Below are 23,867 nucleotides of genomic sequence, written 5' to 3'. Positions count from 1 at the left end.
GCGCCGCCCAAGCCCCAAATTTACGCCTACATAAAGCTCGGCGCGTCGTTTGAAAAAAGGATCAGATCGCCCGCTTTGGTGTTTTGTGCTAGGGCTTCTTGTATTTTTGATTTGTCCTTGATGACGATGACTTTTGGCCTGCTTAGGTGCTTTAGTAGCGCGACGGCGTTTAGCGAGCTTGTTAGCATAACGATGTCAAAGGTCTTGTTGATGATCTTGCTTAGCTTTTCGTTCTCTTCGTCGCTGCTCTCCATGATGCCGGGCGTCACGAGCACCTTTCGCCCCTCGTAGCTACCGACTAGCTCGTAGCTCGCGCTCATACCGTTAAAGTTACCGTTAAAACCGTCGTCGATGATGATTTTACCGCCGGCATCGATACGCTCGAGTCTATGCTCGACGTTTTTTAGGCGCGAGAGAGCGGAGGCGATCCTGGCCTCGTCTAGCCCCAGATATAGCGCGGTTTTGACGCAGACGGCTAGATTTGCGGCGTTAAATTTACCAAGCAGCGGCGAGCTAAATTCCCTCTCTCCAAGCTTAAATTTGACCCCATCCAAGCTTGCCTCCACGCCGCTTAGGTTTTTATCGTAAATTTCTATCTTCTCGCCCTCGCTTGCCTGCGTGCTACTGTGCACGAAAGCCTTTTCTAGGCGCTTTGAGTTAAGGGCTTCAAGCTTTGTAGCGCGGATATTTTCAAGCGTCTTAAAGTACTCGATATGCTGCGCGCCGATCTCGCCGACGATCGCGATCTGCGGGTTCAAAAACTCCGTGATCTGCGCGATGTCGCCTTTTAGACGCGCGCCCGCCTCGGCGATATATATCTGCGTACCGGCGGCAAGTTCGTTATTTACGTCTTGGATGAGGCCTGCTAGCGTGTTTACGCTGCGAGGGGTTTTGCGGCAGGCGAAGTCATTTTTAAGTAGCTCAAATAGGAAATTTTTGATGCTGGTTTTGCCAAAACTCGCCGTTATCATGATGATTTTAAGCTCAGGCATCGAGGCTAGCTTTTTGCGCGCGCTGTTTTCGTAGGCCTTAAATTTAGCCTTTTCCAGCAAAAAGCTAAGCGCAAAAGAGAGCACGAGCGGCAGGACGACGCCTAAATTTACGCGGTGCTGCGTCGCGAGATAGACGGCGTAGCTAGCGATAACCGCGAGCGCTAGGATAACAAAAAATCGCTTGACTCGCGGCGTAAAAACCAGCTTTTTATCAAGCTTTTTATGCCAAAGAGTGAGGCTTGGCACCAGCGCAAAGTAAAAATAAATCCAGAAAAATCGCTCCGCCCCGTAAAAAAGCACGATCGGCACGATGAGGAAAAACACGTGCCACAGCGGCCTAGTGAAGTGAAACAGCACGCGCTCAAACTTGTATGAAAACCACTGAAGGCAGGTGATGAGATAAAATCCGAGTGCAAACGTAAATAAAATTTGCGTCGCGGCAAGGCCGATATTTATGAGGGTTTCGTTCATTTTTTCTCCTAGGTTCACTTAAGCGGGCTTTTGTTTGCGCCATTTTTTGCCAAATTTAGCGTTTTGCAGTTTGTTTTTGCGTGCTTGACGTAAATTTGATAGTTTTTCCGTTAAATTTGAGAGCAAATTTATCCGCCTTGTTTTTTACGCCGTAAAACGCAAATTTGTCAGCCTAGATTTTACAGATTTTGGGCTTAAATTTAGCTCGTAAATTTGATGCAGGCCCGCCAAACCCGCATAAATTTAATGCTAATAACTAAGTCAAAAGCGCAAATACAAAATTTGCGCGCTAGTTTAAATCAAACGTTTGTTGCACAGGCTTTTTGGGGCTTTTTTGAGCGTCTTGCTCATCTTTTGGTAAAATTTGATTTTGCTCGTCTCTGCTTAAAACGCCATTTTTGGGTTCCGATTGATTTTGTGCGATTTCTTGCCCGTCAAACAAATTTTCTTTAAAAATTTGACCGTTTTTGGCGCTTACATCGTCAAGCTGCGGGTTTTGACCCGCAAGGTTACCGTTTTGCGACTGCTCGTCAAAAAGGCTGCTTTGCGAGACGGTTTTTGCGCTTATGGCGACCTCTTGTTCCAAAGCCTCTTGGATAGATTCCGTCAAATTTTGCTCGGTAGGGTTTTTAAGATCGCCGTTTTCATCGGCACTCCAGGCTTTTTCGCTTAAATTTTCATGGTTTTTCGGGCTTAAAATTTTCACGCTCTCTATCCCACTTTCATCATCCAAATTCGTCAAATTTAGCCCCGCATTTACGACGCCGTCGATGTAGCGCGCGTGGAGCAAAAAGAAAAAATGATCGCCCTTTAGTGCGTGAAATTCGCTGTTTTTGATGAGACGACTTACGCGTTCGCCGCTTTTTAGAGGCGTGGCTTTGTCCTCCTCGCCCCAAAATATAAACGCCTTGCCGCCAAAGTCCGCAAATTTAGAGCTAAAATCCTCATCGACGACGTTTTTTAGAGTCTCGTACATCGTTTTGCTCATGCCTTTTACGTCTTTCGTGGCGAAAAATTTGTATAAAAACCCAAGACCGAACATCTTTAAAAATTTAAACAAAGCGATCTTAAATCGCACCCAAAGCGGCTTTTTAGCTACGATGCCGGCCGAGCTTAAAAGCGCGAGATATTCGGGATTGAGCAGGGTTGCGACCTTGCCGCCGAAGCTATGTCCAAAGATGATTTTGGGGTTCGCGCCAAGCTCGTCTAAAAAGGATTTCATGATTTTTGCGTAGTCTTTCGTCGCTAGCGCGCCGTGCATACTGCTCGCGCCAAAGCCGGGCATATCGACGTAAACGTGCCGAAAGTCCTTAAAATACGTGCCGAAAGCCTTTTTCATGATCTCTTTGTTTGCGCCCCAGCCGTGCAAAAATAGCGCGACGTCCTTGTGCGCGGGATTTACGGTTTCGTAGCTGATGCGGTAAATTTTGCCGCCGTATTTTACCTCTTTGACCGCCATTATTCGCCGCTTCCGGCTCGTTTTTTAGCCTCATAAATGCTTTGCAGTACCTCCACAGCCTCGCATAGGCGCTCATACTCGCCCATATTTAGCAGCACGGCTTCAAATTTATTATTTTTGACGATCACCGCGCGCTTCATCTGCGCCTTGCCGACTTTACCCAAGACGGCGCTGAAATTTCGCACCACTTCGGTCGCCGTGTAAATTTCATCTTTGCTAAAAGTAGTCATTTGTGTTCTTTGTGTAAAATTTTATGTAAAATATAGCATATTATCTTTAAATTCAAATTAAAATATAATAGCGCATTATGTTCTTTGAAATTTATTTTAGAGTATTTTATATTTTTGGCGCGAAATTTGCAAGCATGTAAAGGGCGGGCGGAATTTGGCTTTAGCATGGAAAATGAGCAAAATTTACCCAAAAAACAGGACTTTAAAATAGAGATTTTAAATTTACAACCGAGCCAAACACAGTAAATTCGAAGAAATATCGGTTTGCCAAATTTCGTAAAAACCAAGCCGATCGGTTTGAAAATTAAGCTAAATTTGGCCCGCAAATCGACATTTTAACACTACAAGCCAAAAACTATATGCCAATAAATACTGCCGATCCTAGAAATGGTATTTGGATAACTAAAAGACCGCAATCAGCTTTCAATCGTCATCTGCCAAGCTTTAAAATTTAAAAACCGGCGACCAAATTTAGTAACGATATCTCAAAGTGCAACAATCGCAACCAAGTTTTTTGAAAAGCCGCCAAAAACAAGCCGTTTAAAGCGGTCAAATTTGCTAAAAAGGCACCGGGAAATGCCGACGTTTCTTTACAGCTTGCCTTTCGCTGACGTTATAGAGTTGATAAATTTGTAGTCGATATTTATCTCGCGCTCTTTGGGTAAGCTTACGGCGAGTCGCTCCAGCGTCCCCTCAAAATCGTCAAATAGATAATTCGCCAAGCTGCCCGGATTTGGATTGATCTCGTTTAGATATACTTCGCCGTTTATCTCGAAAAAGTCGCAGCGTATCAGCGCCCCGTCAAAGCCGCAGTTGTAGATGCGCTCAAAGCTTTGTTTTAGCTTGGCGGCTAACTCTGCGCCGATGTCGGCCTCGCGCACCCTGCTCTCGTTTGAAAAGCTCATATATTTTTGCTCGTAGTCTAGAAATTCCTTCTTTTTAGGCTCTTCGATGATGGAAAATTTGATCTCGCCGCCCGTCTTGCAGCCTGCTAGATTGTACTCCTTCACGCCCTCGATAAAGGGCTCTACCAGGATCTCTTTGTCAAACTCGTATGCCACGTCTAGGCCGTATTCTAGCTCGTTAGCGTCTTTTATCACGCTAACTCCGATCGAGCTTCCTAGGCGAAGAGGCTTTAGGATCACGGGCAGCGGCAGGCTAGGCGCCTTTCCTCTGCTTACAACCTCGTAGTTTAGGGTATTTACGCCCGCTTTTTGCGCGAGCAGCTTGGTTAGCTCCTTGTTGTAGCTTAGCGCGCTAGCCTCCACGCGAGGGCCGATATAGCTAAGGCCGTAAAACTCGAGCAGCGCCGCGATCTTACCGTCCTCGCCGTCCATACCGTGGACTAAATTTATAAATACGTCCGCCTCGATCTTTTTCTCGCCGAGTAACCCGCCAGCGAAAAATCCGCCCTGCTTAAGAGCGAGTTTTTTGTTGTTTTTATACTTGCCAGAGCTAAAGAAATTAGCCTTCATATCGGCGCCGTTTATCAAGTAAAATTCTCTAAATTTATCGCAAAATATAAATAAAGGTTCGTTTTTTAGCACCTTTTTTAGGGCTATTGCGCTCACGATACTGATCTCGTGTTCGTAGCTTTTAGCGCCGAATATCACAGCAAATTTCATATCTTTTCCTTTTTTATGCTAGTTTTTTTAGGGCTTGTTTGACGAGTTCGCCCGTATTTTGAGCGTCGCACTCGCTAAGCGCCTTGGTTATCTTTTCTCTTTTAAAGCCGAGGCTCTCAAGCGCCAAGATCGCTTCGTGCTGATAGCTAGGCAGATTTTCGTCCATCGTCATCTTTGCGTCGCTAAGTTCGGCGATGATGCGTCTAGCCGTCTTTGCGCCGATGCCCGGCACCGTTTGTAGCGCCGCCGCATCTCCGCTTTTAACCGCGTTTAAAAATGCGTTCGGATTTAGGCTCGAGCACACCGCCATCGCCGTCGCCGCGCCGATACCGCTTAGTTTTATCAGCATCTCAAACATCTTTTGCTCGTTGCTATCTAAAAATCCGTAAAGCAAATCCACATCCTCGCGGATGATCTGCGTGATGTTTAGCTCCACGCTCTGGCCTCGCTCGAGCTTTGCCGAGCAAAAAAGCGAGATAGCTACGCCGTAGCTCACGCCGCCGGCTGTTTTTAAGATGAGATTTGCGGGCTCTTTTTTGGTTATGACGCCCTCGATCGCTTTTATCATCGTTTTCCTTTAAAATTTGCGATTATCTCTAAAATTTGATTAATTCTTGCAAAAATTTATCCGTAACCTCGCTAAAGGCGGCGTTTAGAGCCTTCATCGCGATTTCGCCCTCGTCCGCGCCTGCATCTTTTTGCGAGTTTAGCACGACGCTTTTTAGCTCTTTGCCGTCTTTAAAAAAGCTAAACATCATCGAAATTTGCGCTTTTTGATCTTTGATTTGAAGGGTGAGTAAATTTGACTTTACGCTTATGTCCGCGTTTTTAAAAGACGGCTTAAACGCGCATTGATCGCTTGCGGCTATGATCAAATTTCGCCTCGCCATCTCGCTTGGGAGCGCTAAAAATTTGACATTTTTTAGCGGACGGATCTCGCCGTTTGCGTCTATCTTTAGGACTTCTCGGCTCTCGTACGCGCCAAAAACCCGCACCTCCTCGATGAAAACCGTTTTTTCGGGCCTATTTTCGCACTCTTTAAATTTATCCTCCGCGCCGCCTAGCATAAAATAATTCGTCCTAGGCGCAGGCTTTGCCAAAACGCTACAACCGCTAAAAAACAGCGCCACCAGAGCTAAAACCGTGCTTAAAATTTTCATTTTTCGTCCTTTTTCTGCGTATCTTTAAAGAAAAATTCGTACGGGTCGTCCTCGAGTCTAAAAAGGGTATTTCTAAAATCCGAAATGAGCTTTTGGAAGCTAAGCAGCGTCCTCTCCGTCTCGTCGCCAATCGTATTTAGCGCGTCTTTCACGTCGTATTCGCCGCTTTTTATCTTTTCTGCTATCGCAGTTTGTAGATTTTTTAGCGCCTGCGCGGCGTCCGTGGCCTTGGTCGTAAACGAATTTACGAACTCAAGCGTGCCCGAGGCGTTTTTTAGCGCTTTTTTTAGCTCGGTTAGCGTCAAATTTGCATTTGCCAAAACCTCGTTCGCGTTTGCGATAGTCGCGTTTATATCGAGATTTCCGGCGTTTATCTTTTTTGCGGCTTCATCAACTGAAACTAGGATAGACGAAAATTTAGCAGCGTTTTCGTCGCTTAAAAATTTATTGATATTTTTAAAGGTAGACTCTAAATTTTTCGTTAGATACTCGGCTCTGTCGCCGATTTTATCAAAAAAGCTCGCCTCAAGCCCGATGTAGGCTTTTTCGTTTTTATCAAAGAGCGGGCTGTCCATGCTACCGCGCGAGATGTTTAGGTAGCCGATGCCCGTGATGCCCTGTATCTCCGCAGACGCCGTGCTATCGGTTCTTATCGGTATGTCTTTCCTTACGGAGAGTTCAAGCTCGATGAGCGCCTCTTTTTCGTCGGCAAATCGGATATCCTTGACCGTGCCCGCGTCTACGCCGATAAATTTGACCGTGGAGTCCTTTTTGATGCCGCTTGGCAGGCTTGTAGTTTTGATGAAATACGACCTGTAATCATCGGCTTTTTTCCCGTATCCGCCCAGCCACCACGCCGCGATACCTAGCGCGCTCACTACGAGCACGAAAAAGAGGCCTATCAAAGTATAATTTATTTTATTTCCCACCGTTTTTCCTTGTTTTTAAAAGCTCTTCGAGCGGATTTTCTGGCATTTGCATCAGCTGCTCAAAGGTCCCCTCGAAGGCTATCTTTTTATCCTGAAGTATCAAAAATCTATCCAAAATCGTGCAAATACTATCTATATCGTGCGTCACCATCACGACCGTGACGCCAAGCGTATCTCGTAGCTCCACCACTAGCTCGTCAAACGCCCGCGCACTACTTGGGTCAAGGCCGGAGTTTGGCTCGTCTAAAAACAGAATTTTAGGACTTAGCACTAGAGCCCTAGCCATCGCCACGCGCTTTTTCATACCGCCGCTTAGCTCGCTTGGGTATTGCAGCGCGACGTTTTCGTTAAGGCCTACTTTTTGCAGCCAAAACATCGCTATCTCGCGCATCGAGCGCTCGCTCATCCCGCTATACTCTTTTAGCAGGATGTAGATATTTTCCAGTACGTTCATCGAGGTATAAAGCGCGCCAAACTGAAACATCACGCTGCAAGCGAGCTTTATCTCCTGCCTAGCCGCCTCATCTAGCGACCACAGATCGCGCCCTAGCATCTCGACCTTGCCGGCGCTTGGCTCTTTTAGATATATCATCGTTTTCATTAGCGTCGATTTGCCCGTACCGCTACCGCCTAGTAGCCCGTAAATTTCAGCCTCGTTTACGTGGAAATTTAGCCCGTCGTGGATCACTCGGTCGCCGAATTTCGTCGTTAAATCAGTCGCTTTTATTATCATTTATATGCCTAACTGCGTGAAAATAATCGAAAACAGCGCGTCCACCATAATCACGCCAAATATCGCGTTTACCACGCTTACGGTCGTATAAGTGCCCACGCTTTGGGTGTTTCCGCCGATCTGAAAGCCTCTCATGCAGCCGATAAACGCGATCACGACGCCAAAAAACGGTGCCTTAAAAAGCCCGACGTAAAGGTGCTTTATATCTACCTCTTGGCCAAATCTCGCCAGATAGCTATCAAAGCTGATGTTTAAGTAGTTTTCCATCACGATCATCTCGCCGAAAATCCCCGCCACGTCGGCTAAAAATACGATAAGCGGCATGGCGACGATGAGAGCTATCACGCGAGGCAAAACGAGAAATTTAAACGGATCAAATCCCATAGTTTTCATCGCGTCGATCTCTTCGGTGATTTTCATAACGCCGATTTGCGCGGTAAAGCTTGACGCCAGGCGCCCCGCCACGATGATAGCGGCAATGAGTGGAGCTATCTCGCGCAAGGTCAAAAGCCCCATCATCTCGACGATTATTATCGTAGCGCCGAAACTCTCGAGCAAATTTGAGCCCTGATATGCCAGCACGATGCCGATGAGAAAAGAGGTGAGGCACACGATAAAAACCGACTTTATACCCGCATCCTCGAAATAAGCCAAAATTTCCTTTACGCGGATATTTTTTAGCATAAATATCTTACTAAATTTGACCAAAAACTCGCCCATGAAATTTAAAAACGCGCAAAACCCCGCAAAAAACGCGGTCAAATTTTTGCCAATTTGAGAGAACGGATTTTCGTGAGGTTTGGCGTCTATGATCTGCTTTATTTTGGGATTTATTTCGCTATTTATCGAGGCAAAAATCTTTTGAGCGTGCGGATTTAAATTTACGAGCTCGTAGTTTTTGCGAGCATTTAAAAAGGTATTTTTAAAAAACAGCGCCGCTGCGTAATCAAGCTCTTTTACGTCTTTAAAATTTAAAACGATTTTATTAAATTTCTTTGAGCCGATGAGTGCGGCCGTCTGAGTCCAAATTTGAGCCGGCAGCTTGTAGTTCCAGTCGTTTTTTAGATTTATCGTTAGCTTACCGCCGCCTTGCTCGCACTTGTAAAATTCGCTTTCAAATTTTAAAAAAAGAGGCAAATTTAAGCCTTTTTAGCGTTATTTTTTTTCTTTATCACGTAGTCTATGTCGCCGTCCTCGGTCTCGACTTTAGCTATCGTGATTATTCGCGCGATCTCGTTTTCGCGGGTGCTATACGTGATGTCGCGAGCGGGATCGACGAGCCTAAATTTTATCTCGTTAAATTCGCGCCAATTACTGTGATTTATCACTTTTGAGTTAAATATACCCTCTTGGATATTTGTTATCTCGCCTCTTAGTTCGGCGATCGCGGCTTTTTTCTCGCGAAATTCCTTTAAAAGCGCGTTGTACTCGTGTACTAGCTGCTGATACTCTTTTAGCTTTTTCATAAACGTCGCGGGCGGAGTGTTGTTCGTGCTTTTTAGTTCCTCGATTTTAGCCTTGATGACATTTATCGGGCCTCTATTTTCTTCGATGACGCATCTTTTGGACTCTAGCGTGCGCGGCATTTTTACGATCTGCTCTCTGATGGTTTTTATCTTTGCCATGCGCTCGTTAATCTGCTCGCCCGTGTTTTTTATCATGCTAAAATCGACTAAAATTTTATTATTCACGCCTTTTAGTTTTTTTATCTCTAGCGTGTCGGCGATTATGATGTTTGAGTTTGACACTAGCGTGTCGATGACGACGCTTTCGGCAATTATCTCGCCGCCGATGACTGATTTTATCACGGCTTTTTTGGCTTTTACCTTGCCGCCTTCTAACCTATCTATCTCGACGTTTTCTCCTTCGAAGCTACCGATATGTACGGCGATTTTAGCCTGTTTTGCTTCGATGAGGGCTTTGGCATGGGTTTGTCCGCCGATCGTTACTTTATTTGCCTTTACTACGGCGTTTGCGGCGACGTTTCCCTCGACGTTTACTTCGTTTGCCTCGACCGTCATGCCGGTACCTATGGCGTCTTTCGTTAGATCTTTTTCCTTTACGTTTAGCGTTACGTTGGTATCAAGACCCGTATCGACCGAGCCTGTGGTTTTAAACGTGATTTCATTTACGTCAAGCTCGTCTTTGATATCAAAAACGCCTTTTTCCTCTTTGACGTAGCCCGGTTTTTTGGCGAAAAATTTTATCCCCTCGTTATCTTCTTTTGCATAGATATTTTCGGTGTGTTCGGGCATTTTCGTTATCGTGGCTTTGGCTTTTTGTGCAGGTAAGAAATTCCCCCTCACGTCGCGACCGCTTGTGCCGTCTCTTAGTTTTACGTATTCGATTATGAGCTCGTTTTCGACGACTCCGAGCAGATAGCCTCTGTTTGCGTAGTCGATCTTGTCGTTTTCGTCTACGTTTCTTATTTTTGTTTTGTAATGATAGATTAGCGCGTCGTCCGTGGACGGAACTACGTTTACGCCTACAGTCACGGCAAAGGTATAGTCCTTGTCGATAAATTCTTTTACTCTTAAAACCGAAGAAATTTTAGCAACCTCTTCTAGCATCGTTTTGTTCCTGATGCCAACCAGGATGCCGACTTTTATCAGCTTTTTGTAGATGAAATTTATCAGCTTTTTATCAAATTCTTTAAAATAAACCGTGTCGGCGTTTTGCGAAACGGTGGCTAAAATTTTAGTCAAATTTTTATTCGCATTTACTGAAACGTTAGGCAAAGGCGTAGGTTTTGCGCGCCTAACGTCGTAAAATTTAACCAGATAGCTTTGCTTGATACTCTCAACTCTATCTACGTAAAATTTATCGTTATCAAAGACGTTTAGCTTGTCTTCGGCGATTTGTCTAGGTTGGCTCTCGCCTACCACCTTGCATTCGGTTTTGATCTCCATGATATCAAAATCTATAAATTTGCTATCGACGCCGAAGCTTTTTACTAAATTTAATATCTCGCCGTACGGGTTGACGGTCTCGACCTCCATCTCGGCAAGGAAGTTTTGCTGCGCATTTTGGTTTTCTGGCACGTGATACTCTCGCGTTATTTTTATTTTCGCGAGATTATCTCTAAAATTTCATTAAAAAGACGTTATACGAGATTTTCGCGTCCGCTTTTACGTATTTTAAAACAAATTTTGTCTATTATTACGCCAATTTTAACTAGGAAATTTTATGCTTATAAAAGGCTTTTTTTCAAACAGCATCGGTATCATGGTTTCGCGAGTTTTGGGGCTTGTGCGCGACCTGCTCACGGCTTCTACTTTGGGTGCGGGCATTTACAGCGATATATTTTTCATCGCGTTTAAGATACCAAATTTACTGCGCCGCATCTTTGGCGAGGGGGCTTTTGCCAATGCTTTTTTGCCAAATTTTACGAAATCAAACAAAAAATCGCTCTTTAGCGCCGAGATTTTTCTTAAATTTCTAGCCTTTATTGGCGTTCTCACGCTTTTAGTAAATTTATTCGCTCCGTTTTTTACCGCCGTTATCGCCACGGGCCTAGCGCCCGGCGACATAAACGAAGCCGTCCCGCTCGTAAAAATCAACTTCTACTACCTGGCGCTCATCTTTGCCGTTACTTTTTTAGCCTCGCTTTTGCAGTATCGCGGACACTTTGCGACGACGGCGTTTTCGACCGCTTTGCTAAATTTAGCCATGATCGGCTCTTTAGTTTTAGCTCGCGGACAGGAGCCTAAAGTCGTGGCTTATTATCTGAGTTTCGGCGTCGTAGTGGGCGGCATTTTGCAGCTTATCGCGCACCTTATCGCGCTTAAATTTAACGGCATCTCAAAGCTCTTTTTCGGCGGCTTAGTTAAATTTGCTCGTGGCAAAAGAGCCGATACGAAGGGCTTTTTTAGCAACTTTTTTCACGGCCTAGTCGGATCGTCCGCGATGCAGCTAAGCTCGTTTATGGATACGTGGCTGGCGTCGTTTTTGGCGGCTGGATCGATCAGCTATCTTTTCTACGCCAACCGCATTTTTCAGCTGCCTTTAGCGATATTTGCGATCGCGCTTTCGACGGCTCTTTTTCCTAAAATTACGCGTCAGATCAAGGCCAGTAACGAAACCGAAGCTCTAAAATGGATGCGAAAAAGCTTTGAAATTTTATATTTTCTGCTCTTTGCGGCGGCTATCGGCGGCATTATTTTAGCCGAACCTATCATCAAGCTGCTTTTTGAGCGCGGAAGCTTTACGGCGACCGATACGGCGGTGACAGCGAGCGTTTTGAGCGCCTATATGATCGGACTTTTGCCTTTTGGGCTTGCTAAACTTTTTTCGCTTTGGCTTTATGCGCATTTGCAGCAAAAGCTAGCTTCTAAAATCGCCGTTATAACGCTCGTTTTCAACCTCGTTTTAGCAGTCGCGCTGATGCAAATTTACGGCGCGTTCGGACTAGCGCTTGCTAGCTCGCTGGGCGGGTTTTTGACGCTAGCTTTAAACGTCAATTTTTTTGGGATAAGGAAATTTTTAGCTATAATTGAGCCTAAAAAAATAACGCTTTTAAGCGCGGTTTTGGCTTTAGAGGCAGTGATTTTGATATTTTTAAGGAAATTTTTAGATGCAAATTTTTGATAGCGTAAAGAGAAAAAAAGTAGAATTTGAGCCCGTAAAAAGCGACTTTGTACGCATTTACGTCTGCGGGCCGACGGTTTATGACGATGCGCACTTAGGACACGCCAAAAGCGCAATTAGCTTTGATCTGCTTAGACGCACGCTAAGCGAGCTTGGCTACAAGGTCAAATTCGTGCGAAACTACACCGACATCGATGATAAAATTTTAAAAAAGATGGCCGAAAGCGGCGAGAGTCTAAAAGCGATCACGGATAGATACACCGCAAGCTACGAACGCGATATGAGCGCGCTTAACGTGCTTGAGCCAGACGTCAAACCAAAGGCGACGCAGACGCTAAAAGAGATGACAGAGTACATCGAAATTTTGCTAAAAAACGGCTTTGCCTACGAGATAGCGGGCGACGGCATATACTTTGATACCGCAAAAGACGCGGAGTATCTGAGCCTGAGCGGCAAATTTGACACCGAGGCAAACGTCGCTCGCGTGGTTAGTAGCGACGAAAAAAAAGACGAAAAAGACTTCGTGCTGTGGAAATTTGACGAGAAATGGTACGAAAGTCCGTTTGGCCGCGGTCGCCCCGGCTGGCACACCGAGTGCGTCGCAATGATAAAAAAGCACCTATCTAGCGGCGAGAAATTTGAGATCGATATCCACGCGGGCGGGCTTGATCTACTCTTTCCTCATCACGAAAACGAGGCCGCGCAGTGTCGCTGCGCCGAGCGCAAAAGCCTGGCTAAATACTGGCTACACAACGGCTTTATCCAAATAAATAACGAAAAAATGAGCAAGAGCCTCGGAAATAGCTTTTTTGTTAAAGACGCGCTGGAGCTAAATTTGGGCGAGGCGGTGAGATTTTATCTGATTTCTAGCCACTACAGAGCGAATTTTAACTTTAGCGAAGATGATCTAAACGCGGCAAAAAAGCGCTTGGATAAAATTTACCGCCTAAAAAAACGAGTTCTTGGCGCGGCGGCAAATTTGAATGCAAACGATAAATTTAAAAGCGAATTTATGTCCGCGATGGGGGACGATCTAAACACCTCAAAAGCCCTTGCGAGCGTAGATGAGTTTGTCCGCAGCGCAAACGACGAGCTAGACGCAAATCCTAAAGACAAAGCCAAAAAGGGCGAAATCGCGGCAAATTTAGAGCTGATAGCGCGCGTGCTCGGCATCTTGCAAGTAGACGTGTTTGAGTATTTTCAGTTTGGCGTGAGCGACGAAAAGCGAGCCTATATCGAGGATCTGATAAATCAAAGAAACGAAGCCAAAGCGGCCAAAAACTACGAGCTATCGGATAAAATCCGCGATATGCTAGCCGCAAACGGCATCAGCCTCATGGATACGCCAGATGGCTGCATGTGGGAAAAGATATGAAGCAGATGAGCCTAAAAGAGGTTTTGCGGCGATTTGCGCCATATTTTAGGGATTATATTTCGTATTTTATCATCGCGATCGCCGGCATGCTGATGGCTAGCGGCGGTACGGCCGCTTCGGCGTGGGTGATCGAGCCCGTGCTAAATAAAATTTTTATCGAAAAAAACAAAGACCTGCTTTATCTTTTGCCTTACGCCATCATCGCGATTTACTTTTTAAAGGGGCTTGGGACGTTTTTGCAGGCCTATTTTACGGCATATATCGGGCAGGATATCGTGAGGAGATTTCGCGAAAAGCTACTAAAAAACCTACTAAATTTGGATATGAAGTTTTTTAACGACTACCGCACGGGCGAGCTAATCAGCCGAAATATCAACGACATAGACCGCATCAGAAGCATCGTTAGCTCCATGATACCAGAGCTCATCCGCGAGGCTATCACGATCGCGGGACTGCTTTGCGTCGTGCTTTATCAGAGCTTGCAGCTTGCGTTTTTTGCGCTAGTTATCATGCCCGCAGCCGTCTATCCGCTCTCAAGACTCGCAAAAAAGATGAAAAAAATCTCCCGCGCCTCGCAGGAAAAAACCTCCGACATCAGCTCGAAGCTGAGCGAAATTTTTACCAATATCGAGATCATCAAAGCAAACAACGCGCAGGAGTTTGAGCACGCTAAATTTACCGACGAAAACGCTAAATTTTTCAAACTAAATTTAAAAAGCGTAAAAGTAAACGAGATGGTAAGCCCGATGATGGAAATTTTCGGCTCCGTCGGCGTCGCGGCGGTCGTCATCATCGGCGGCAAAGAGGTCATAGACGGAAATTTGACGATGGGAAGCTTCTTTTCTTTCCTAACCGCGCTTTTCATGCTTTATACGCCTATTAAACGTATTTCAGGCCTCTATAACAAGATGCAAGACGCCGTGGTAGCGGCAGAGCGAACCTTTGAGTTACTTGATAAAGAGCCTCAAATTTTAAGCGGCGACAAGCCCGTGCCGTCTGAAATAAATTTGATAAATTTTAAAGACGTCAGGCTAAACTACGACGACAAAGAGGTGCTAAAAGGCGTAAATTTAAGCGCGAGCAAATCGCAAACCGTAGCGCTCGTGGGCAGTAGCGGCGGCGGAAAAAGCTCGATCGTAAATCTACTCATGAGATTTTACGACGCAAACGGCGGAGCGATCGAGATAAACGGCGAAAATATCAAAAATTTTGACCTCGGTTCGCTTAGACAAAATATCGGCCTAGTGACCCAGCGCGTTTATATCTTTAACGACACGGTCGCAAACAACGTAGCCTACGGCCGCGAATACGACGAAGCAAAGGTCGAGCTCGCGTTAAAAACCGCAAATGCGTATGATTTCGTCGCAAATTTACCCCAAGGCGCGCAGACCGTGCTAAATGAATTCGGCACCAATCTCTCGGGCGGCCAACGTCAGCGTATCGCCATCGCCCGCGCTCTCTACGACGACCCGCAAATTTTGATATTTGACGAGGCTACGAGCGCCCTAGATAACGAAAGCGAACAGCAGATAACCAAAGCCATCGCGAATCTACAAAAAGAAAAGATAATATTTATCATCGCGCACCGCCTAAGTACGGTGCAAAACGCCGATAAAATCGCCGTTATCAGCGGCGGAAAAGTGGTCGGTTTCGATACCGACGAGGCGCTTAGCAAGAGCTGCGAAATTTACGCGAAACTAAAAGGCGAAGCCCTTGTTTAAGCCTAAATTTGATAAAATCGCTCAAAATTTAAGGATAAAATTTGAATTACGAAACGCTAAAATCCATATTTTTTAAATTTGACCCCGAAACCGCTCACAAAATCGTCGAAAAAACGCTAAGTATCTCAGACTGCGTATTTCCGGGACTTTATAGCATCGTCGCCAAAAACTGCGTCGTCACGGACGCGGCTCTTTCGCAAAATTTGCTGGGAACTAGCTTTTTAAACCCAGTAGGAATCGCCGGCGGCTTTGACAAAAACGCTACTATGCTACGCCCGCTAGCCGCGCTCGGATTTGGACACGTGGAGTTTGGCACCGTGACGCCAAAAGCGCAAGAGGGTAACGCAAAACCGCGCCTTTTTCGCCTAATCGAAGAAGAGAGTATCCAAAACGCGATGGGCTTTAACAACGAGGGTGCAGACGCACTTGGCGCGCGCGTCGGCAAGCTCTATCCCTTTGCGATACCGCTTTTTGCCAACATCGGTAAAAACAAAATCACTCCTAATGAAGAAGCGATCAAAGACTATGAAATTTTAGTCGCCAAATTTAACGAAATTTGCGACTGCTTCGTCATCAACGTTTCATCGCCAAATACTCCGAATTTACGCGAACTACAAGAAGAAAGCTTTATAAAAGATCTATTTGCGCGCCTATCGCCGATCGCAAAAAAGCCGATAATCTTTAAAATAGCGCCCGATATGGACGACGATAAGGCCGTGCAGATCTGTAAAACGGCCGTAGAAAGCGGCGCCAAAGGCGTCATCGTAAATAATACGAGCATTGATTATTCGCTATCAAAATCTGCGAATTTGCAAAATTTCGGCGGACTAAGCGGCAAGATTATAGCTAGACGCTCGCGCGAGCTTTTTAGCGCGGTGGCTAGCGAGCTTTACGGCAAGACGGTTTTGATCGCAAGCGGCGGCATAGACAGCGCCGAGGAGGCATACGCTCGCATAAAATCGGGCGCAAATTTGGTTCAAATTTACACTTCCTTTATATTTAAAGGCCCAAACATCGCAAAACAGATCAACGAAGGTATTTTAAAGCTTTTAAAAGAGGATAATTTCGCCTCGATTAGCGAAGCGGTGGGCTGCGATATAAAAAACAAAATTTAAGGAAATTTATGCTTATAAAATACTCCAAAACAAAGCTAAAAAACGGCTTTGAGATCTATCACATCCCCGCTAGCAAGGGCTCTAGCGTAATTAGCGTGGACGTGTTTTACCGCGTGGGTTCGCGAAACGAAACCATGGGCAAAAGCGGCATCGCGCACATGCTAGAACATCTAAATTTTAAATCCACGAAAAATATGAAAGCGGGCGAATTTGACGAGATCGTAAAGGGTTTTGGCGGCGTAAATAACGCTAGCACGGGCTTTGATTATACGCATTATTTCGTCAAATGCTCAAAAGGCAACCTAGACGAAGCCCTTAGGCTTTACGCCGATATAATGGAAAATTTGAGCCTAAAAGATAAAGAATTTCAGCCCGAGCGCGACGTCGTGACCGAGGAGCGCAGATGGCGCACGGACAACTCTCCGATCGGCTTTTTGTACTTTACGCTCTTTAACGTCGCTTTTAGTTATCACCCGTACCACTGGACTCCGATCGGCTTTATCGGCGATATCAGAAACTGGAGCATAGAGGATATAAAAGAATTTCACGAGACGTACTATCAGCCACAAAACGCGATCCTGCTAATCAGCGGCGACATCGACAAAAAAAGCGCGTTTGAACTAGGTAAAAAGCACTTTGAAAATATAAAAAACAAAAAACCGCTACCTAAGTTGCACTGTATCGAGCCTGAGCAAAACGGCGCTAAAAGGGCCGAAATTTACAAAGATAGCGAGGTAGAGATGCTAGCGCTTGCCTTTAAGATCCCGCCGTTTAATCACGAAGATCAACCTGCGTTAGGCGCGCTAGCCGAGTATCTAGGCAGCGGACAAAGCTCGGTTTTACAACGCGTTTTGATAGACGAAAAGTGCCTCGTAAACAGCGTAGACGTCTATAATATGAGCAACATCGACGAGAGCCTGCTCATAGTGCTTGCCGTTTGTAATCCCGGCGTCAAAGCAGAGGCCGTAGAGGACGAGATCTGGCGAGTGCTCGAAAACGCAAAAACGCAAAAAATCGACGAAGACGAGATAACTAAGATAAAAAATAGCTTAAAAAGCGATCTCATTTACTCGCTAGATAGCACGTCGAAGGTGGCGAATTTATACGGCGGATATCTCGTTAGAGGCGATATAAAGCCGCTTTTTGAGCTACCTGAAAAAACAGCCGCGCTAAAACCGGCCGATCTAAACGAAATTTGCAAAAAATACGCGAGAAAAGAAAAATCCACGACGATCATCCTAAGAAAGGAAAAAAGTGAATAAAAAAGCAATAACGGGCGCCATGACGGCGCTGATTACGCCTTTTAAAGACGGTAAACTAGACGAAATCGGTTATGAAAAGTTAATCAAAAGACAAATCGCAAACGGCATCGACGCGGTCGTACCCGTAGGTACGACAGGCGAGAGCGCGACGCTAACGCACGACGAGCATAGAATTTGTATAGAAATCGCCGTAAATACCTGCAAAAATACCGGCGTAAAAGTACTCGCAGGCGCTGGCAGCAACGCCACTCACGAGGCGGTAGGCCTTGCAAAATTCGCGCAAGATCACGGCGCAGACGGCATCCTCTCGGTAGCCCCATACTACAACAAACCGACGCAAGAAGGCCTATACCGCCACTACAAAGCGATCGCCTCAAGCGTCGAAATCCCGGTGCTGCTCTATAACGTCCCGGGCCGCGTGGGCGTAGATATCCAGCCGTGCACGGTTTTTAGGTTGTTTAAAGAGTGCGAGAACGTCTACGGCGTAAAAGAAGCCACGGGCAGTATCGAGCGCTGCGTAGATCTGCTCGCGCACGAGCCTACCTTGTCCGTCATCAGCGGCGAGGATGCGATAAACTACCCTATCCTCTCAAACGGCGGCAAGGGCGTGATCTCGGTTACGGCGAATTTACTCCCCGACGAAATCTCAAATTTGACCCACTTTGCGCTAAAAGGCGAGTTTGCGCGCGCAAAAGCCATAAACGACGACCTTTATGCGGTAAATAAAATAATGTTTTGCGAGAGTAACCCGATCCCTGTCAAAGCTGCGATGTATATCGCAGGGCTCATATCAAGCCTCGAGTACCGCCTACCGCTTTGCGAGCCGAGCGCCGAAAATCTCAAAAAAATCGAACAAACCATAAAACAATATAATATAAAAGGATTTTAATGAATTGCGAAAACGAATTTAAAGGCAAAACTCTAGTAATCAGCGGCGGAACGCGCGGTATCGGACGCGCCATCGTGGAGGAGTTCGCCGCAAAGGGCGTAAATATCGCCTTTACATATAACTCAAACGAAGAGCTAGCCAAAACCCAAGCCGTCGAGCTCGAGGCGACGTACCGCATAAAAGCCAGAGCCTACGCGCTAAATATACTAGAACCAGAGACCTACAAAGATCTATTTTCAGAGATCGACGCCGACTTTGACCGCGTGGATTTTTTCGTCTCAAACGCCATCATCTCGGGTCGTCCGGTAGCAGGCGGATATACTAAATTTATGAAACTTCGACCTCGCGGTATCAATAACATTTTCACCGCGACCGTAAATGCATTCGTCGTGGGCGCGCAAGAAGCCGCAAAACGCATGGAAAAAACGGGCGGCGGCAGTATCATCTCGCTATCATCGACGGGCAATCTCGTCTATATCGAAAACTACGCAGGCCACGGCACAGCAAAAGCCGCGGTAGAAGCTATGGCGCGCTATGCGGCCACCGAGCTTGGCGAAAAAAACATCCGCGTAAACGTCGTTAGCGGCGGCCCGATCGAGACGGACGCGCTTAGGGCTTTTACGAACTACGAGGAAGTACGCGACAAAACGGCCGAACTAAGCCCGCTAAACCGCATGGGTCAGCCCGCAGATATCGCCGGCGCATGTTTGTTTCTCTGCAGCTCAAAAGCCAGCTGGGTCACGGGTCACACCTTCATCATCGACGGCGGTACTACGTTTAAATGAAAAAAGCAAATTTAGCCTGCGCTCCTTTGTCGGTTGCTCGCATTTCGGGCAAATTCGGCAGTATAAATTTAACGCGTTTGCAGGCTAAATTTAAAAATTTAAAATTTAAAAGCAAATTTTTCGGTGTGGGCGATTCTTTTAAATTTGATCTAAATTTGAAAGAATCGAAATGTTTTTTGCCGTTAAATTTAAATCCAAAACCGCCCAAATTTGACGAAGCGCCGAGCAAATTTAACCAAAGCGCAAATCCGCAACCGATCAAATCAAGCAAAATGCGGGTCGGCAAATTTTACGCGGGCTTTAGCGCCGAGCCGTCAAATTTTAAACTCCGAAATCAAAAAGAAAGAACAAATAAATGAGCCTAAATTTACCAAACGCCCTAGCCTTCCTGCGCGTATTTCTCGCGCCTCTGATGTTTTGGCTGCTACTTAGCGTAAATTCCTTCTCGGGCGTGCACGTTAGCTGGATGAACTACTTTGCCGCGCTTGTATTCGTGATCGCTAGCGTCACGGACTTTTTCGACGGATTTATCGCGCGCGCGTGGGATCAAAAGACTAAGCTTGGAGCCGTCATCGACCCGCTAGCGGATAAAATGCTAACGCTTGGCGCGTTTTTAGGGCTCATGATGATAGACCGTGCGAGCCCGTGGGCCGTGTATCTCATCCTCGTTCGCGAGTTTTTTATCACAGGATTTCGCGTCGTGATGGCGGGCGAAGGCGTAGAGGTCGCCGCATCGATGGCGGGCAAGGTAAAAACCGTCTGCCAGATGGTCGCGATCGGCTTTTTAACCATGCAGTGGCCTTTTGGCGAGTTTTTGCTCTGGCTTAGCGTCGCGCTGACGCTGTATTCGGGCTTTGAGTACGTAAACGCCTATGTGAGGCACGTTAAAAATCAAGCCAAAAAGGCGTAAATTTGAGAACCGGAAACGCTATAATCTATCTAGCTAGCTTCGTCGTAGTTGCGGCGGGACTAAAGGCCGCTAGCGTCGTCGTGCTACCGTTTTTGATGGCGGTTTTTATCGCTATCGTGGCGACGCCTGCGATAAATGCGCTCGAAAAGCTCAAATTTCCGCGCGTTTTAGCCTTTGCGCTCGTTACGGCGGTCGTGTTTTTGTCGCTGGGATTTATCGCAAACACCGTGATAAAGACGATAAACGGGCTAGTTAGCTACATGCCCGAGCTTCAAAGTAAATTTAAAGCCCTCGCCGATCATTACCACCAGATGTTAGCGAGCCGCGGTCTAATCGATCCCGAGAGCGTCGCCGCGCCCGCAGACTTTGATATAAATAAAATTTTTGCCGTGCTAGGCGGATTTTTAAGGAGCGGCACCGAGCTCGTTTCAAAGAGCTTTTTTGTGTTTTTGCTCGTTACTTTTATGCTTTTTGAGGTGCAGGTATTTTCTCAAAAAGTCGAGTATTTTGCGAGTAAAAATCCGCAAACGAACCAGATCGTAGATACGTTTATATCAAATCTCAAGCGCTATCTCGCGATCAAGTCCGCAGCATCGTTTGCGACGGGCGTTTTTATATTTATCGGGTTAAATTTCATCGGCGTGCCTTACGCGCCGCTTTGGGGGATTTTAGCTTTCGTGCTAAATTTTATCCCGACGATCGGCTCTATTATCGCGGCCGTCCCGGCGCTTTTGGTGGCGCTTTTGCTAAACGACGCAGCCTCTTGCGCTTGGACTGCGGCTCTATATTTAGCCATAAATATCATTATCGGCAACTTTATCGAGCCTAAATTTCTAGGCAAAGGCCTTGGTATCAGCACGCTTGTGGTGCTTTTGAGCCTACTTTTTTGGGGATTTTTGTTCGGCATCGGCGGTATGTTTTTAGCCGTACCGCTTACCATGAGCCTAAAGATCGCGCTTGACGCAAACCCGAGCACGAAATTTATCGCCGTTTTGCTCAGCGATAAACTCGAGCGGTAAAATCAAATTTAAAGGTAAATTTTGAAAAGCATTATCTTTGTAGCGGCGATGCTAGCCGTCGGCATTTATGCGTACTCTTGGCACTTTTTGATCACGGTTTTGGTGATTAGCTTTCTCATATTTTTCCACGAGCTTGGCCACTTTCTCGCCGCTCGCGCGCTAAAAGTAGGCGTTCTAAAATTTAGCGTGGGCTTTGGGCAAAGCATCTACTCAAAAACCATCGGCGCCACCGAGTACGCCATCGGCGCGATACCGCTTGGCGGCTACGTGAGCCTAAAAGGGCAAGAGGACGCCAAGCCTGGGCTAAAAAACGAGGATGCCGACAGCTACACGAGACTCAGCCCTCTTGGACGCATTTTCATCCTTTTTGCCGGGCCGTTTTTTAACTTCGCTTTGGCGTTTTTTATATTTATCGCGCTTGGACATATCGGCGTAGAAAGGCTTGCTCCGACCGTGGGCAAAGTGCTGGAAAACTCCGCCGCGGCAAGCGCCGGACTGCAAAAAGGCGATAAAATTTTAAACATAAACGGCATCAAAATCAGCGAATGGGACGAGATAAGCAAAAACGTAAATTTAACCTCCACTGCAATCATGCTCGAGCGCGCGGGCGAAATAAAAACGATAAATTTGACGCCTAAAATCGGGCAGAGCGTAACGATATTTGGCGAAAAGATAGAAAAACCGCTCATCGGCATTTCGCCTTCAGGCGAGGCAGTCACGATACGAAATACAGGCTTTAGCTCACTCAAATTTGCGCTCGTTGAGACCGTAAACGCCTCAAAGCTCATATTTACGGGGCTTGAAAAGCTCATCGCGGGCGTCGTGCCGCTAAAAGAGATGGGCGGCATCATCCAGATCACCGACATCACCTCAAAGGCCGCAGGCATCGGCGTCTCGACCCTACTCATCATTGCCGCGCTCATCTCCGTAAATTTAGGCGTGCTAAACCTGCTGCCTATCCCGGCGCTTGACGGAGGACATATATTTTTCAACCTTTACGAGCTCATTTTCCGCCGCGAGATGAACGAAAAAGTCTATATCGGCCTCACCTACTGCGGCTGGGCGTTTTTGCTCTGCCTGATGGCGTTTGCGACCTTTAACGACGTGATGCGCCTAAGCGGAGCGGGACAATGAAACTAGCGCAAATTTTAGAACGCATCGAAAACGCGCGCACGGGCGAGGCCGTGAAGCTAATCGCCGTGAGTAAAAACGTAACAACCAAAGAGGTTTTGGAGCTTTTTAGGCAAGGACAAACAAGCTTTGGCGAAAACCGCGTGCAAGAGCTCAAAAATAAGAGCGAAATTTTATCAAATTTGCCGATCGAGTGGCACTTTATCGGGCGACTTCAAAGCAACAAAATCAACCACCTACTAGCGCTCAAACCCGCTCTTTGGCAAAGCTGCGAGAGCGTAGAGGCCGCGCTTGCGGTGGATAAGAGGCTTGATTGCGAGCTGCCTTGCCTGCTGCAAATAAACTCCGCGCGCGAAGACACGAAACAAGGCATCTTGCCAGAAGCCGCGCAGGATGCGTTTTTACAAATCGCGCAGGAGTGCAAATTTCTAAAACCCATCGGCGTGATGAGTATCGGTGCGCACGTAGATGACGAAAGGGTCGTACAAAAAAGCTTTGAGACTACGCGTAAAATTTACGAAAATCTGCAACCTCGCGGCGCAGAGATTTGCTCGATGGGTATGAGCGGCGACTTTGAACTAGCGATAAAATGCGGCTCAAATATGATTCGTTTGGGATCGATTTTATACGCGTAGATCAGTCGCGATCAGTATAAATTTAGAAAAATCTACCTAAAAAGGAGCCAAAATGGGCTACGACGTGAGTTATCATCCGATCAACGAAAACGAGATCAAGCAGTGGTATTTTGACGCGTTAAAAAGCGCGCGAGAGGGCGACTGGTCGGTCGCGCAAAGGCTTGCAAAAGAGTACGGCATGGAGGATTTTTACGCGCAAAAATACATCGATACTCTTAAAATCGCGCTTGAAAACAAAGATGACGAGAGCTTTTCGACGGGTCATGGCTACATACTCGCCGCCGTGCAGGGATTTTTTAGAAAATACTTCTACACGCGCGGCACGGCGTTTAGCTTTTTGGCGGACGAACACGGCGAATTTAAGCGGTATCTAAGCGACATAAGCGACGTTATACCGCCTGAAATAAAAGCTAAATTTACCGGCGAATTTGACGGAAACTACTCATCGGGCGCATTTATAAGCGCGGCAAATTTGGCTAAATTTTGGCAGGACTACAACACAGGCGGCGATATCAAGCAAAAAACGGATAATTTTTACGCGCAAAATCTGCCTGCATTTTTGAGCGCGGTTAAATTTGGCGTTGAGGGCGGCTACGGACTGCTTGAGGCTACCGACGTCATCGTGCCAAACCCGCTTGATCTAAACAGCTCCGAGTGCTACTCAAACCTTTTTAACTGCGATCCAGAAGGCGCGTTTATCTACGCCGATACGGCGGCGCAGCAGCTAAGCGAAGCGATGAAGCTGGATAAAAAGAAAAACGAAAGCGATAAAAACGAAGGCTCAGGCGGCTTTTTCGGCGCTATAAAGAAACTTTTCGGGAAATAAAATTTTGTATTTT

Annotated in this window: 24 protein-coding genes; 14 read left to right on the top strand and 10 right to left on the bottom strand. The window is 46.4% G+C overall.

Annotated elements, in window-relative coordinates; all coding sequences use genetic code 11:
• Positions 1-26: 26 nt before the first annotated feature.
• From E4V70_RS00530 to E4V70_RS00520, 3 genes are all read right to left on the bottom strand, one after another.
• The gene (locus E4V70_RS00530) at positions 27-1,463 is read right to left on the bottom strand and encodes a Mur ligase family protein (protein ID WP_122862969.1); all 1,437 of its coding nucleotides are present in this window, start codon (positions 1,461-1,463) and stop codon (positions 27-29) included.
• A gap of 289 nt (positions 1,464-1,752) precedes the next feature.
• A complete protein-coding gene (locus E4V70_RS00525; RefSeq protein WP_122862968.1) occupies positions 1,753-2,922 on the bottom strand; it encodes an alpha/beta fold hydrolase in 1,170 nt (389 codons plus the stop codon).
• Positions 2,922-3,152 (bottom strand): type II toxin-antitoxin system Phd/YefM family antitoxin, encoded by a 231-nt coding sequence (locus E4V70_RS00520; RefSeq protein WP_002947827.1) that lies wholly within the window; start codon positions 3,150-3,152, stop codon positions 2,922-2,924. The genes E4V70_RS00525 and E4V70_RS00520 overlap by 1 nt, the downstream gene beginning before the upstream one ends.
• Before the next feature lie 84 nt (positions 3,153-3,236).
• On the opposite strand from E4V70_RS00520, the gene E4V70_RS10630 reads away from it, so the two are divergent.
• Positions 3,237-3,398, top strand: coding sequence for a hypothetical protein (locus tag E4V70_RS10630; RefSeq protein ID WP_172603239.1), 162 nt, complete (start codon positions 3,237-3,239; stop codon positions 3,396-3,398).
• 344 nt (positions 3,399-3,742) lie between these two features.
• Here the strand turns inward: E4V70_RS10630 and E4V70_RS00515 are convergent, their stop codons facing one another.
• From E4V70_RS00515 to E4V70_RS00485, 7 genes are read right to left on the bottom strand one after another with little or no spacing between them, the layout of a single operon-like run.
• Positions 3,743-4,777 carry a D-alanine--D-alanine ligase gene (locus tag E4V70_RS00515; protein WP_122862967.1) on the bottom strand — a complete coding sequence of 345 codons (1,035 nt, stop codon included), beginning with the start codon at positions 4,775-4,777 and terminating at the stop codon, positions 3,743-3,745.
• A gap of 13 nt (positions 4,778-4,790) precedes the next feature.
• On the bottom strand, positions 4,791-5,345 hold the full coding sequence (gene ruvA, locus E4V70_RS00510) for a Holliday junction branch migration protein RuvA (protein WP_122862966.1): 555 nt from the start codon (positions 5,343-5,345) through the stop codon (positions 4,791-4,793).
• A 28-nt stretch (positions 5,346-5,373) separates the two neighbouring features.
• The gene (locus tag E4V70_RS00505; RefSeq protein WP_122862965.1) at positions 5,374-5,937 is read right to left on the bottom strand and encodes a hypothetical protein; all 564 of its coding nucleotides are present in this window, start codon (positions 5,935-5,937) and stop codon (positions 5,374-5,376) included.
• Positions 5,934-6,866, bottom strand: a complete 933-nt coding sequence (locus E4V70_RS00500) for an MlaD family protein (RefSeq protein WP_122862964.1) — start codon at positions 6,864-6,866, stop codon at positions 5,934-5,936. Before E4V70_RS00500 ends, E4V70_RS00505 begins: the two co-directional genes overlap by 4 nt.
• Complete coding sequence (locus tag E4V70_RS00495) at positions 6,856-7,599, bottom strand: ABC transporter ATP-binding protein (RefSeq protein WP_122862963.1); 744 nt, start codon at positions 7,597-7,599, stop codon at positions 6,856-6,858. Before E4V70_RS00495 ends, E4V70_RS00500 begins: the two co-directional genes overlap by 11 nt.
• Positions 7,600-8,736: an MlaE family ABC transporter permease gene (locus E4V70_RS00490; protein WP_122862962.1), complete on the bottom strand. Its 1,137-nt coding sequence runs from the start codon at positions 8,734-8,736 to the stop codon at positions 7,600-7,602.
• A 2-nt stretch (positions 8,737-8,738) separates the two neighbouring features.
• Positions 8,739-10,640, bottom strand: a complete 1,902-nt coding sequence (locus E4V70_RS00485; protein WP_122862961.1) for a flagellar assembly protein A — start codon at positions 10,638-10,640, stop codon at positions 8,739-8,741.
• Between the two features lie 145 nt (positions 10,641-10,785).
• Here E4V70_RS00485 and murJ point away from each other — a divergent pair, with 145 nt between their 5' ends.
• Genes murJ through E4V70_RS00420 form a run of 13 tightly spaced genes read left to right on the top strand, consistent with a single transcriptional unit; the run spans position 10,786 to position 23,854 of the window.
• Positions 10,786-12,186, top strand: a complete 1,401-nt coding sequence (gene murJ, locus E4V70_RS00480; protein WP_122862960.1) for a murein biosynthesis integral membrane protein MurJ — start codon at positions 10,786-10,788, stop codon at positions 12,184-12,186.
• Complete coding sequence (gene cysS / locus E4V70_RS00475; protein WP_122862959.1) at positions 12,173-13,561, top strand: cysteine--tRNA ligase; 1,389 nt, start codon at positions 12,173-12,175, stop codon at positions 13,559-13,561. The genes murJ and cysS overlap by 14 nt, the downstream gene beginning before the upstream one ends.
• Positions 13,558-15,282, top strand: coding sequence for an ABC transporter ATP-binding protein (locus E4V70_RS00470; protein ID WP_122862958.1), 1,725 nt, complete (start codon positions 13,558-13,560; stop codon positions 15,280-15,282). Before cysS ends, E4V70_RS00470 begins: the two co-directional genes overlap by 4 nt.
• Positions 15,283-15,323: 41 nt before the next feature.
• Positions 15,324-16,397 carry a quinone-dependent dihydroorotate dehydrogenase gene (locus tag E4V70_RS00465; protein ID WP_122862957.1) on the top strand — a complete coding sequence of 358 codons (1,074 nt, stop codon included), beginning with the start codon at positions 15,324-15,326 and terminating at the stop codon, positions 16,395-16,397.
• Between the two features lie 8 nt (positions 16,398-16,405).
• Complete coding sequence (locus E4V70_RS00460) at positions 16,406-17,659, top strand: M16 family metallopeptidase (RefSeq protein WP_122862956.1); 1,254 nt, start codon at positions 16,406-16,408, stop codon at positions 17,657-17,659.
• A 19-nt stretch (positions 17,660-17,678) separates the two neighbouring features.
• Positions 17,679-18,548, top strand: coding sequence for a 4-hydroxy-tetrahydrodipicolinate synthase (gene dapA / locus E4V70_RS00455; protein ID WP_221892130.1), 870 nt, complete (start codon positions 17,679-17,681; stop codon positions 18,546-18,548).
• Positions 18,548-19,333 carry an enoyl-ACP reductase gene (locus tag E4V70_RS00450; RefSeq protein ID WP_122862954.1) on the top strand — a complete coding sequence of 262 codons (786 nt, stop codon included), beginning with the start codon at positions 18,548-18,550 and terminating at the stop codon, positions 19,331-19,333. Before dapA ends, E4V70_RS00450 begins: the two co-directional genes overlap by 1 nt.
• On the top strand, positions 19,330-19,692 hold the full coding sequence (locus E4V70_RS00445; protein WP_122862953.1) for a hypothetical protein: 363 nt from the start codon (positions 19,330-19,332) through the stop codon (positions 19,690-19,692). Before E4V70_RS00450 ends, E4V70_RS00445 begins: the two co-directional genes overlap by 4 nt.
• Entirely contained in the window at positions 19,689-20,243 is a 555-nt protein-coding gene (gene pgsA, locus E4V70_RS00440; protein ID WP_122862952.1) for a CDP-diacylglycerol--glycerol-3-phosphate 3-phosphatidyltransferase, read from the top strand. The genes E4V70_RS00445 and pgsA overlap by 4 nt, the downstream gene beginning before the upstream one ends.
• Before the next feature lie 20 nt (positions 20,244-20,263).
• Entirely contained in the window at positions 20,264-21,262 is a 999-nt protein-coding gene (locus E4V70_RS00435) for an AI-2E family transporter (RefSeq protein ID WP_414973865.1), read from the top strand.
• 21 nt (positions 21,263-21,283) lie between these two features.
• On the top strand, positions 21,284-22,396 hold the full coding sequence (rseP, locus tag E4V70_RS00430; RefSeq protein WP_122862950.1) for an RIP metalloprotease RseP: 1,113 nt from the start codon (positions 21,284-21,286) through the stop codon (positions 22,394-22,396).
• On the top strand, positions 22,393-23,028 hold the full coding sequence (locus tag E4V70_RS00425; protein ID WP_122862949.1) for a YggS family pyridoxal phosphate-dependent enzyme: 636 nt from the start codon (positions 22,393-22,395) through the stop codon (positions 23,026-23,028). The genes rseP and E4V70_RS00425 overlap by 4 nt, the downstream gene beginning before the upstream one ends.
• Before the next feature lie 52 nt (positions 23,029-23,080).
• Positions 23,081-23,854: a hypothetical protein gene (locus E4V70_RS00420; RefSeq protein ID WP_122862948.1), complete on the top strand. Its 774-nt coding sequence runs from the start codon at positions 23,081-23,083 to the stop codon at positions 23,852-23,854.
• Positions 23,855-23,867: the final 13 nt, after the last annotated feature.

Source organism: Campylobacter showae (genome assembly GCF_900699785.1).
Lineage (GTDB): Bacteria > Campylobacterota > Campylobacteria > Campylobacterales > Campylobacteraceae > Campylobacter_A > Campylobacter_A showae_D.
This window is presented reverse-complemented; position numbering and strand designations above follow the sequence as displayed.

Coding starts and splice junctions, on each gene's coding strand:
- E4V70_RS00530 (WP_122862969.1), bottom strand. CDS start 1,463: ATGAACGAAACCCTCATAAATATCGGCCTTGCCGCGACGCAAATTTTA.
- E4V70_RS00525 (WP_122862968.1), bottom strand. CDS start 2,922: ATGGCGGTCAAAGAGGTAAAATACGGCGGCAAAATTTACCGCATCAGC.
- E4V70_RS00520 (WP_002947827.1), bottom strand. CDS start 3,152: ATGACTACTTTTAGCAAAGATGAAATTTACACGGCGACCGAAGTGGTG.
- E4V70_RS00515 (WP_122862967.1), bottom strand. CDS start 4,777: ATGAAATTTGCTGTGATATTCGGCGCTAAAAGCTACGAACACGAGATC.
- ruvA (WP_122862966.1), bottom strand. CDS start 5,345: ATGATAAAAGCGATCGAGGGCGTCATAACCAAAAAAGAGCCCGCAAAT.
- E4V70_RS00505 (WP_122862965.1), bottom strand. CDS start 5,937: ATGAAAATTTTAAGCACGGTTTTAGCTCTGGTGGCGCTGTTTTTTAGC.
- E4V70_RS00495 (WP_122862963.1), bottom strand. CDS start 7,599: ATGATAATAAAAGCGACTGATTTAACGACGAAATTCGGCGACCGAGTG.
- murJ (WP_122862960.1), top strand. CDS start 10,786: ATGCTTATAAAAGGCTTTTTTTCAAACAGCATCGGTATCATGGTTTCG.
- cysS (WP_122862959.1), top strand. CDS start 12,173: ATGCAAATTTTTGATAGCGTAAAGAGAAAAAAAGTAGAATTTGAGCCC.
- E4V70_RS00470 (WP_122862958.1), top strand. CDS start 13,558: ATGAAGCAGATGAGCCTAAAAGAGGTTTTGCGGCGATTTGCGCCATAT.
- E4V70_RS00460 (WP_122862956.1), top strand. CDS start 16,406: ATGCTTATAAAATACTCCAAAACAAAGCTAAAAAACGGCTTTGAGATC.
- dapA (WP_221892130.1), top strand. CDS start 17,679: ATGACGGCGCTGATTACGCCTTTTAAAGACGGTAAACTAGACGAAATC.
- E4V70_RS00450 (WP_122862954.1), top strand. CDS start 18,548: ATGAATTGCGAAAACGAATTTAAAGGCAAAACTCTAGTAATCAGCGGC.
- E4V70_RS00445 (WP_122862953.1), top strand. CDS start 19,330: ATGAAAAAAGCAAATTTAGCCTGCGCTCCTTTGTCGGTTGCTCGCATT.
- pgsA (WP_122862952.1), top strand. CDS start 19,689: ATGAGCCTAAATTTACCAAACGCCCTAGCCTTCCTGCGCGTATTTCTC.
- E4V70_RS00425 (WP_122862949.1), top strand. CDS start 22,393: ATGAAACTAGCGCAAATTTTAGAACGCATCGAAAACGCGCGCACGGGC.
- E4V70_RS00420 (WP_122862948.1), top strand. CDS start 23,081: ATGGGCTACGACGTGAGTTATCATCCGATCAACGAAAACGAGATCAAG.